The organism is Neisseria sp. P0001.S005, from assembly GCF_051963715.1.
The window spans coordinates 1-10,029 of record NZ_JBQCTZ010000129.1; the positions used below are offsets into that span (position 1 = coordinate 1).

At 46.1% G+C, this 10,029-nt stretch carries 7 protein-coding genes and 2 pseudogenes; 4 read left to right on the top strand and 5 right to left on the bottom strand.

What is annotated here, in order from left to right:
- A pseudogene (locus tag ACTHSP_RS13895) lies at positions 1–245 on the bottom strand (polyamine ABC transporter substrate-binding protein); the annotation flags it as partial.
- A 239-nt stretch (positions 246–484) separates the two neighbouring features.
- On the opposite strand from ACTHSP_RS13895, the gene alaS reads away from it, so the two are divergent.
- The 4 genes and pseudogenes from alaS (at position 485) to ACTHSP_RS13915 (ending at position 5,988) form a co-directional block, all read left to right on the top strand.
- Positions 485–3,109 (top strand): alanine--tRNA ligase, encoded by a 2,625-nt coding sequence (gene alaS, locus ACTHSP_RS13900; protein ID WP_440346297.1) that lies wholly within the window; start codon positions 485–487, stop codon positions 3,107–3,109.
- A 260-nt stretch (positions 3,110–3,369) separates the two neighbouring features.
- Entirely contained in the window at positions 3,370–4,323 is a 954-nt protein-coding gene (gapS4a, locus tag ACTHSP_RS13905; RefSeq protein ID WP_440346298.1) for a GapS4a family protein, read from the top strand.
- The gene (gapS4b, locus tag ACTHSP_RS13910; protein WP_440346299.1) at positions 4,313–5,443 is read left to right on the top strand and encodes a GapS4b family protein; all 1,131 of its coding nucleotides are present in this window, start codon (positions 4,313–4,315) and stop codon (positions 5,441–5,443) included. Before gapS4a ends, gapS4b begins: the two co-directional genes overlap by 11 nt.
- Positions 5,444–5,490: 47 nt before the next feature.
- Positions 5,491–5,988, top strand: a pseudogene (locus tag ACTHSP_RS13915) (YbhB/YbcL family Raf kinase inhibitor-like protein).
- On the opposite strand, the gene ACTHSP_RS13920 reads toward ACTHSP_RS13915, so the two are convergent.
- From ACTHSP_RS13920 to ACTHSP_RS13935, 4 genes are all read right to left on the bottom strand, one after another.
- Positions 5,985–6,215: a hypothetical protein gene (locus ACTHSP_RS13920; RefSeq protein WP_440346300.1), complete on the bottom strand. Its 231-nt coding sequence runs from the start codon at positions 6,213–6,215 to the stop codon at positions 5,985–5,987. The pseudogene ACTHSP_RS13915 and the gene ACTHSP_RS13920 overlap by 4 nt on opposite strands.
- Before the next feature lie 107 nt (positions 6,216–6,322).
- Positions 6,323–7,180, bottom strand: a complete 858-nt coding sequence (gene ygfZ, locus ACTHSP_RS13925) for a CAF17-like 4Fe-4S cluster assembly/insertion protein YgfZ (protein WP_440346301.1) — start codon at positions 7,178–7,180, stop codon at positions 6,323–6,325.
- A 122-nt stretch (positions 7,181–7,302) separates the two neighbouring features.
- Entirely contained in the window at positions 7,303–7,866 is a 564-nt protein-coding gene (locus tag ACTHSP_RS13930; protein WP_440346302.1) for a peptidylprolyl isomerase, read from the bottom strand.
- A gap of 198 nt (positions 7,867–8,064) precedes the next feature.
- The coding region (locus ACTHSP_RS13935) for a TonB-dependent receptor (RefSeq protein ID WP_440346303.1) at positions 8,065–10,029 on the bottom strand (1,965 nt) is incomplete at its 5' end.

Here is a 10,029-nt window from a genome sequence, read left to right on the forward strand (position 1 = left end):
TTGCCGGTCAACACCTTGCTCTCCAGCGTTTCATCGCTGTCATATACATCGTAAGTTACTGCGATACCGTGTTTTTTTTCAAACGCGGCAACCGTCTCGGGATCGACATATTCCGACCAGTTGTAAATGCTCAATACCTTTTGATTATCGGTTTGAGCCGCCTTGTCGGCAGAAGTTTTGTCCGAGCCGCCGCAGCCGGCCAGTGCCAGCGCAGTCAGTACGATGAGGGGCAGATGTTTGGTCATTATCATTCCTTGCGTATCCGGTTGAAAATAGAGAGGCATTATAAAGCAGGCAAGCCCAAGCGGATAGGCTTCATTGTTAAAAGATATCGTCCCGCTTGAGGCCGTCTGAAAGCGACGTTAAAACCTTTCTGCCGATAGCTTGAAATATGGTTTTGCGGTAAGATAACGCCCATTCGTTTTTAATCGCAACGCGCCGTCCGGGCCGTCTGAAATCCTTGTAAAAAATTTATCGAGACATTATGAAAACCACCGAACTACGCCAAAAATTCCTGAAATTTTTTGAATCTAAAGGCCACACCATCGTCCGCTCTTCCTCGCTCGTGCCACACGACGACCCGACCCTGCTGTTTACCAACGCAGGCATGAACCAATTTAAAGACGTATTCCTCGGCTTTGACAAACGCCCATACAACCGCGCCACTACCGCGCAAAAATGCGTACGCGCAGGCGGCAAACACAACGACTTGGAAAACGTAGGCTACACTGCCCGCCACCATACCTTCTTCGAAATGATGGGCAACTTCTCCTTCGGCGACTACTTCAAGCGCGACGCGATCCACTTCGCTTGGGAATTCCTGACTTCCCCGGAATGGTTGAATATCCCTAAAGACAAACTCTTGGCAACCGTTTACGCAGAAGACGACGAAGCCTACAACATCTGGTTGAACGAAATCGGCATGCCTGCCGAGCGCATCGTCCGGATCGGCGACAACAAAGGCGCGAAATACGCGTCCGACAACTTCTGGCAAATGGGCGACACCGGCCCTTGCGGCCCTTGCTCCGAAATTTTCTACGACCATGGCGAAGAAATCTGGGGCGGCATTCCGGGCAGCCCTGAAGAAGACGGCGACCGCTGGATTGAAATTTGGAACTGCGTATTTATGCAGTTCAACCGCGACGAACAAGGCAATATGAATCCGCTGCCTAAGCCTTCCGTTGATACCGGCATGGGCTTGGAGCGCATGGCCGCCGTCATGCAGCATGTCCACAGCAACTACGAAATCGACTTGTTCCAAGACCTGCTCAAAGCCGTTGCCCGCGAAACCGGCGCACCTTTCAGTATGGAAGAACCAAGCCTAAAAGTCATCGCCGACCACATCCGCTCCTGCTCCTTCCTGATTGCAGACGGCGTATTGCCTTCCAACGAAGGCCGCGGCTACGTATTGCGCCGCATTATCCGCCGCGCCGTGCGCCACGGTTACAAACTGGGTCAAAGCAAACCATTTTTCCACAAACTGGTGGCCGATTTGGTCAAAGAGATGGGCGATGCCTACCCGGAATTGAAAGAAAAACAAGCTCAAATCGAAGAAGCGTTGAAAAACGAAGAAAGCCGTTTTGCCCAAACTCTGGAAACCGGTATGGCTTTATTGGAAAACGCGTTGGCTAAAGGCAGTAAAAAACTCGACGGCGAAATCATCTTCAAACTCTACGATACCTACGGTTTCCCATACGACTTGACTGCCGACATCTGCCGCGAACGCAATATCGAACTGGACGAAGACGGCTTCAACCGCGAAATGGAAGCCCAACGCGCACGCGCACGCGCCGCACAAAGCTTCAAAGCCAACGCCCAACTTCCTTACGAAGGTCAAGACACCGAGTTTAAAGGTTATAGCGAACGCCAAACCGAATCCAAAGTCCTCGCCCTCTACAAAGACGGCGAGCAAGTCAACGAATTGAACGAAGGCGACGAAGGTGCCATCGTTATCGACTTTACACCGTTCTATGCAGAATCCGGCGGTCAAGTCGGCGACGTCGGCTATATCTTTGCAGGCGAAAACCGCTTTGAAGTACGCGATACCCAAAAAATCAAAGCGGCCGTATTCGGTCAATTCGGCGTACAAACTTCAGGCCGTCTGAAAGTCGGCGACAGCGTTACTGCCAAAGTGGATGACGAAATCCGCAATGCCAATATGCGCAACCACAGCGCGACCCACTTGATGCACAAAGCCCTGCGCGATGTATTGGGCGAACACGTTGAACAAAAAGGTTCTTTGGTTACCGCCGAATCCACCCGTTTCGACATTTCCCATCCTCAAGCAGTAACTGCCGAAGAAATCGCCGAAGTAGAACGCCGCGTCAACGAAGCCATTTTGGCCAACGTTGCCGTCAACGCAGCCATTATGAGCATGGAAGATGCCCAAAAAACCGGCGCCATGATGCTCTTCGGCGAAAAATACGGCGACGAAGTACGCGTACTGCAAATGGGCGGTTTCTCTACCGAATTGTGCGGCGGTACACACGTTTCACGCACCGGCGACATCGGCCTCTTCAAAATCATCAGCGAAGGCGGTATTGCCGCAGGCGTGCGCCGTATCGAAGCCATCACCGGCCTGAACGCACTCAAATGGGCGCAAGAGCAAGAACGCTTGGTTAAAGACATCATTGCCGAAACCAAAGCTCAAACCGAAAAAGACGTACTGGCGAAAATCCAAGCAGGAGCAGCACACGTCAAAGCATTGGAAAAAGAATTGGCACGCGCCAAAGCCGAACTCGCCGTCCACGCAGGCGCAAAACTCTTGGACGATGCAAAAGACTTGGGCGCAGCCAAACTCGTTGCCGCACAAATCGAAGCCGATGCCGCAGCCCTGCGCGAAATCGTAACCGACTTGACCGGCAAATCAGAACAAGCCATCGTATTGCTCGCCGCAGTCAACGACGGCAAAGTTTCCCTGTGCGCAGGCGTATCCAAACCGCTGACAAACAAAGTAAAAGCCGGCGACTTGGTCAAATTTGCAGCCGAACAAATCGGCGGCAAAGGCGGCGGCCGCCCCGACTTGGCACAAGCCGGCGGCAGCGATGTGGAGAAACTGCCCGCGATGATTGAGAGTGTGAAAGATTGGGTTAACGCGAAGCTGGCTTGATGGGAAGAAAGGCAGTCTGAAAGGTTTTGGCTTCGCAGAAACCTGCGTAGCTCGTTTTCAGGCTGCCTTCTGTGCAGAGAGGCCGTCTGAAAGACCTCGTTTAGCGTAGGTAGGGTCAAGACCCAACAAGTTTTGTCGGACATGAAAATGTTGGATCAAGACCCAACCCTCCTATTTGCTTGCCGTAGATCGGGATACAACCCAAGCTCTTACCACTGAAATAAATAGCATATCTCATTTATGAAAGAAAGGAATACATAATGGGAGAACACTCTAAGAAAATTGGAGAAATTGGCGAAAATATTGCTGAAAATTTTTTCCGTTTATTAGGTTGGACACCAATAAGCCAACAATCTTTAGCTTGTCAAAAGTCAGGAAAACACGCAATTCAAAACTCCAAAACTGGCGAAAGAAAAACACACGGTATTGATTTTTTATTTTCATACTTAAGTCCACTGGAGAGTTCAACCGTAGAACATGTCATTATCTCTGTTAAGCATACCGAAAAAGCATATGCCAGCAGTCCTAAAAGTAAATTTAAAGAATATATATATGAATTAGCTAAAACTTTAGAATGTTATAAATATTCTGAAATGAAAAATGAGCAACAGCAGAGTTTTGATAGAGCAACTAAAAGTAGAGATACTGGCGTACTATTTTGGTTGTCAAGTAATGACTCAACATATAAAGACGTAGTTTCAAGAGTATCTAACATTCAGTTAGATGATGAATTTGAATTCAACACCATACAATTAATTGACAATGAAAGAATCTCCTTTTTGTATGATGTATTAATGTATTTACGAGGTAAGTTTAATCCTGAAAATATTTATTATTACTATCCTGAAACTGCTTTAAACTATGGTGATATTAATATTTCAAGATCAGGGAAAATTTTCCCTGTTGAATTTTTAACATCTCCTTTAATACCATTTATCATTAAAGCAAAAACAGATGAGGAACAAGACATTTTCTGCTTCGCATATAACGATAAATTTAATAAAGATACTTTAAAAAAACTGATTTCAGCAGCACGAGAGTATACGGGAGACATTAGCTCCAAGTACTTATTCTTATTCGACAACAACCCATCAATAAATGAACTTAGTGAAATAAATAAAATTAAAAGTCAGTTAAATAATGAAACTATTTCAAGAAAAATCTTTGTGGAATCTTATCGTCCTAACGTCCGGAGTTTAACTAATGAGCAATAATAGAAATGAAAATAAAGAAGTACTACTCCCAACAAGAGATTTCTTAAGGCAAATCTTTGGACAGCCTAAGATCGGAAATATTGATATTAAAAATATTCTTAGGTCTAGAGGTGTCTTTACATTATCTAATGCCAAAGAAGTTACAAGTTTTATTTTAATAAAAACAGGTTTATCTCCAGCCGAGTTTGATGAATTAAAAGAGAACTTTAAAACAAAAGAAGAGTCAGAAAAATCTAAAACAAGAACCATTAAATGGAAATCAGATAAAAATCTGATTGATTGCATCCCTGATGATATTAATTACTCTAATGTATTTAATGATAAATTTGGAACTTTTACCATTACTAAATTATCAAATTTCACTACTGTACATGACAACCCTAATCACATGCTGTTAGATTTTGAAATTGAACGACAAGATCCTGTGAGGAATCTTGGAGAGAACTCTATTAGGCGTACCGGTAGAATTGAAATTAAAAAAAATTCACAAACCAATTTATTAACGATATCACTAACACATACTGCACCAGAAACAATGGATTTTGGAAACAAAGTATCATCTGCAATTATAAAAAACTTCAAAGATAATGATTATATTGATAAAGATGAAGATATCGTTGCTATTAAATTTTCTGATTTTACAAATGAGTCTAGAATATTATTTTTAAAAGACTTATCACAAAATGTAAAATACACAAATTTAAAATTTAAAGATACAAAAGACATCCATTTCTCTCCTGACGAAACTATGGATGATTTACCTGGAAATATAGAATGGATGCAGAAGAAAATTAATGACATGAAAATAAAAGGAAAAGAACTTCATTCAACTTTCTTTATGGGAGATAAATCAATCCATCCATTTATCAAGATTTTCAGTATTCAATGTGATTACGACATTACAAATGAAGAGCTTGGAATTTCTGGCTCTTGTCGTCTATTATTTGAATTTTCTAATCCAAGCAAAAACAGCTCTGATGATGAATTAATCTTAAATTTAGCAGCAATTACACTAGATACCAATAATTCAACGATGAGTAAGAATCAAATATCTAAATTTATTGTAGAATCTCTTGAACAGTACAAATTAGAAATTTATGAAAAATATAAAAAACCATAATATACGTATAAGTATTTAATTCAACCCGAAAACAAAGGAGAACCATCATGCAAGTTACCACCTCCGCCATCATCAACGGCGAATTTGCCGATAAATACGGCAAGCGCGGCAGTCAGTTTAGTGAAAACGGCATGCCGACTTATTCGATTCCCTTTGAAATCAGCGGAGCGCTGGAGGGTACGCAGTCGTTTGCCGTGGTGTTGTAAGACAAAGACGCAATTACCGCCAGCGGTTTTGTGTGGATTCATTGGCTGATTGCCGATTTGACGCGCACATCTGTAGCGGAAAACGACAGCATCGCCGCCACCGATTATGTGTAGGGCGCGAACAGTTGGGCGAGCGTGCTGGGCAAACTCAGCATCGAAGAGGCTTCGACCTACGGCGGCATGGCGCCACCCAACTGCCGCCACCGCTACGAGCTGATTGTCTATGCACTCGACACCAAGCTCAATCTGCCGTAGGGTTTCCGTTTCAACGATTTGCACTTTGCGATGCAGGGTCATGTGTTGGCGAGTGCTTTGGCGATGGGCACTTACGATATTTAACCAGCTCTGATGCGCCGTTTGCTTTTCAGCAAGCCGTAGCCCGCACCCCTGTCAACCGCGTGCGTGGCTAGACCACACACCCTACCACTGCGGGCGACGCAAACCTTAAGATTGAGGTGTAGGGTGTGTGCGGTACGCACGCACGCGGTTTTTGTTGTTACCAAATGATCCCAAACCATGCCGTAATTCAGTCGGCAGCAAACGCTGCTTGGGTCATATACCAACAAAACTCAATATCAAAGGCCGTCTGAAAAATAATTTTCAGACGGCCTTTCTGTTTTCATTTAAAGCTGATTAATGCTTAAATTTAAACTTTTTATTCAATCATCTAACATCAATCTTTCTCAACCGTAAAAAACAATTCTTCCTGTTTCAAAGCATTACCGTCTGCATCGGTCAATGCTGCTTCTGCTGCGGAAAACTTGATAACGGCGAGGCTGAGGCTGCCTTGTTCTGTGAGTGCCGTATTGAGGATAACGCCTGCTTCTTCCTCGCCGACTTTGACGGCAATACCGGCGGCTTCCAAAGAATCGCCGCTTAATACGGCCAGACCGCGTTTGACCTGGCCTCGGTATTGGGCGCGGGCGATGATTTCTTGGCCGGGGTAGCAGCCTTTACGGAAATGGACTGCGCCGATGATGTGTTGGTTGAGCATTTGGGCAACAGCCGCTTCTTTGGTTGCGGCGCAAATCCACGGATAGCCGCTGCGGATTTCGTGCAGATTCCATGCGTTTTCGGCTTCTGCTTGATATTCGGCTGCGTTTTCGGCTGATGAAATTTTCAGACGGCCTGTGTGCGGCAAGGCAATTTCTACGGTGTTTTCTTGAATTTGAGCAGGGAAAGACAGTTGAGGTTCGGCAGCAGGATGAGGTTCTGCATTGTCTGCCAACTCGCCGCTGACTGCTAAATCAGGCATCAGCTCGAAGACGACTTTTGCACGCAAGACAAACATTCTCAAGCGTTTGACGATGGCTTCGGTCAGGTCTTGAGCCATGACCAACAGTAAATCTTCTCCGCGATTGACGACCAACATATTCGCCAACACACGGCCTTTAGGTGTATTGTATGTGGCGTAACATGCCTGGCCGGAAGCTAAATTATTAATATCGTTGGATAATTGACCATGAAGAAATGAAGCTCTGTCTTCACCGCTGACACGGACAACGCCGAAAAAAGGCAGGCGGGTTTGCATAATCGACTCCTTAAATTGTAGATGCTGAATTATCGCCTAAATTGCTACTTATTATCAAATAAATAAATTCAGGCCGTCTGAATGTTTCAGACGGCCTGTTGTTTGGGTTCAAACAATCAAAATTATTTGATGCTGACTTTGCGGATAATCACGGCTTCGGTTGGAACGTCTTGATGGAAGCCGCGTGTCGCCGTTTTTACTTTGCTGATTTTGCGGACGACGTCCATGCCGGAAGTAATTTTACCGAAAACGGCATAGCCGTAGCCTTGAGGGGTTTTGCTTTTGAAATTCAAAAAGTCGTTGTCGGCTGTATTGATAAAGAACTGGCTGGTTGCTGAATTCGGATCGCCGGTGCGCGCCATGGCGATGGTGCCGACGTTATTTTTCAAGCCGTTGTATGCTTCATTGGTGATGGCTTTATCGGTGGATTTTTGAACCATTTTCTCGGTAAATCCGCCGCCTTGAATCATAAAATTGTCGATAACGCGGTGAAAAATCGTGTTGTCGTAAAAACCTTTTTTGGCGTAATTGACAAAGTTTGCCACGGTTTTCGGCGCTTTGACTTCATCCAACTCCAGTTGGATGTTGCCCATATTGGTTTCAATCACTGCATGGGTAACCGCTTGTGCTTGAACGGAAAGTGAGAGTACGAGGGCGCACAGGGTCAGTTTGATGGATTTTTTCATATGTCTTCTCGAATGATGTATTGTGAAAATGGAATATTAACCTTGTTTCGCGTGAAATCCATAAAAAACATGTAAGATTTTTCAAGCAAAAACATAAGGCAATCAAATCAGGCCATCTGAAAAGGGATAAAAACCAAATTCTTGCTCTTTATCATTCCCTTTCAGACGGCCTGCTATTACGGTCAAACCGAAATCAGATTAGAAATCCAATTCCACTTTCAGCCAGTAAGTGCGCGGCATGCCGACGACGGCGAAGCTGCGGTCGTATTGGCCGCGTTGTACCTGCCAGTAGTTTTTGTTGAACAGGTTTTCCACCGAGCTGCTGACGGTCAAAGTATTTTTGCCCAGCTTGGTTTTGTAACGCGCGCCTACATCAACCAAGGTATAGGATGGGAAGGCGTATTGTTTTTGCGTGTCTTGGTAAGACTTGCCGAAGTATTGAACATTGCTGCTCAAGGTCAAGCCTTTGGCAAACGGTGTATCCCATTCCAAACCTGCTTTGGCAATTACGCGCGGATTGGCGACTTGTACGCCGTTAACCAAATTATCGGCGAAATTCGGATAATCTTTTACGGTTGATTGCAGATACATCAGACCGAAAGTCGGACGCAGGGTTTTGTTCAACAAGTTGGCATAGGTATTGAACTCGATACCGCGGCTGCGCTCCATGCCTTGCTCGGAACCGCTATAAGCCAAGCCTGCATTTTTGCGCGCTGCGAAATCAGTACCTGAAGTCGTTTTGCCGAGCCAGTAGCCCGGGCGTTTGATTTGGAATGCGTTCAGCGTCGTTACAAAATCGCCCCAGTTTTTGCGTACGCCGACTTCAAATTGGCGGCTGACGCGCGGATCTGCCATCGTTACATGACCGTCGTCATCGGTACGGATGTCGGACGGCTCCAAATCTTCCATATAGTTTCCGTAAACCACCAAATCAGGCTGTGGAACCCATGCCGCCATCAACATCGGGCTAAAACGGCTCGCATCCGCTTTGCGGCCGTTTAATTTGTTTTTCTGCTCGACGGCTTGGAAACGTCCGCCCAAAGTGAGGCGGTATTTGTTGTCGGCAAAACCAAGTGTGTCAGATACCGCCAAGCTGTTTACTTTAATCACGGTATCCAATGAAGGCGTTGCACTCCATGCCGTTCCTAAGTTGGAATCCAATTTTGCCAATTGGGTTGGAATATCCAGACTTGGATAGATTTCTTCGCTTTTCGTTTGACGTACGCCTTGATAAGTAGTGCGTTTGCGGTCGATGCGGTCAAATGCGGTACTCCAGTTGTGGCTTACCGGACCGGTTTCAAATTCGCCGCGTGCAGTCAGATTCATACTGAGCGTTTTAAAACGCTGGTCGGTCAAACGCGCGCGACCTGAATTGTAGGTCAAACCACTGCTTGTAACGGTCGGAGAGGCGAAATTACCGTAATAGCGGGCATCGTTGTAGCCGATGCCGCCTGTAATTTGAGCATTTTCAAACTCATCCCATTCAAAAGTCAGCATATTGGTCTGACCACGTGTGTTTTGAGCCTGCCAGCTCGGAGCAAGATTCACTTTGCCTTCAGGCGCGTCAAACAAGTGGCCGTTGGCGTTTTGAATATCCTGAATACGCGCGCGGCCGCCGTTGGTTTTGCGTTTCGCGTAGATGGAGTCGAACGCCACGCGCAGTTTTTCGCCGCGGTAGTCGGCATTCAAGGCAAATTCTTTGTTGTCTTCGCTGTAACCGTGGCGTGGTGTATCGCCGTGGCGCAGTTTGCCGTTGGCGCGTACGCCGAATTCTTTGTTTTCGCCGAAGCGTTGACCTAAGTCGAACGTACCTTGGGCGCGGTTGTTGCTAAACCAGCCCAAACCGATTTTGCGGTTGCCTTCATCGGCGGCTTTTTTGGTTTCGATATTGACGGAACCGGATACCGCACCTTCAGGGTCCATGCCGTTTACGGCGGTGGACGCGCCTTTAATCAGTTGTGCGGAGCCGACTTGCACGCTGGCTGTGCCTTGCGTGCCGTACATGCCTGCCAAACCGTTGACGCTGAATTGGCGCGCATCAAGTTGGTAACCGCGGAAATACAGGCCGGTCAAGGTGTTGCTTTCGCCGCCAAACTGCCAAGTCGAAGCGTCTTTTTTCGCTACGGCATCCACCAAAGTACGCGCTTCGGTATTGTTGAGGGC

What these genes read in the sequence shown, in the direction of transcription:
- alaS (WP_440346297.1), top strand. Translation starts at nt 485, where the DNA reads ATGAAAACCACCGAACTACGCCAAAAATTCCTGAAATTTTTTGAATCT.
- gapS4a (WP_440346298.1), top strand. Translation starts at nt 3,370, where the DNA reads ATGGGAGAACACTCTAAGAAAATTGGAGAAATTGGCGAAAATATTGCT.
- gapS4b (WP_440346299.1), top strand. Translation starts at nt 4,313, where the DNA reads ATGAGCAATAATAGAAATGAAAATAAAGAAGTACTACTCCCAACAAGA.
- ygfZ (WP_440346301.1), bottom strand. Translation starts at nt 7,180, where the DNA reads ATGCAAACCCGCCTGCCTTTTTTCGGCGTTGTCCGTGTCAGCGGTGAA.
- ACTHSP_RS13930 (WP_440346302.1), bottom strand. Translation starts at nt 7,866, where the DNA reads ATGAAAAAATCCATCAAACTGACCCTGTGCGCCCTCGTACTCTCACTT.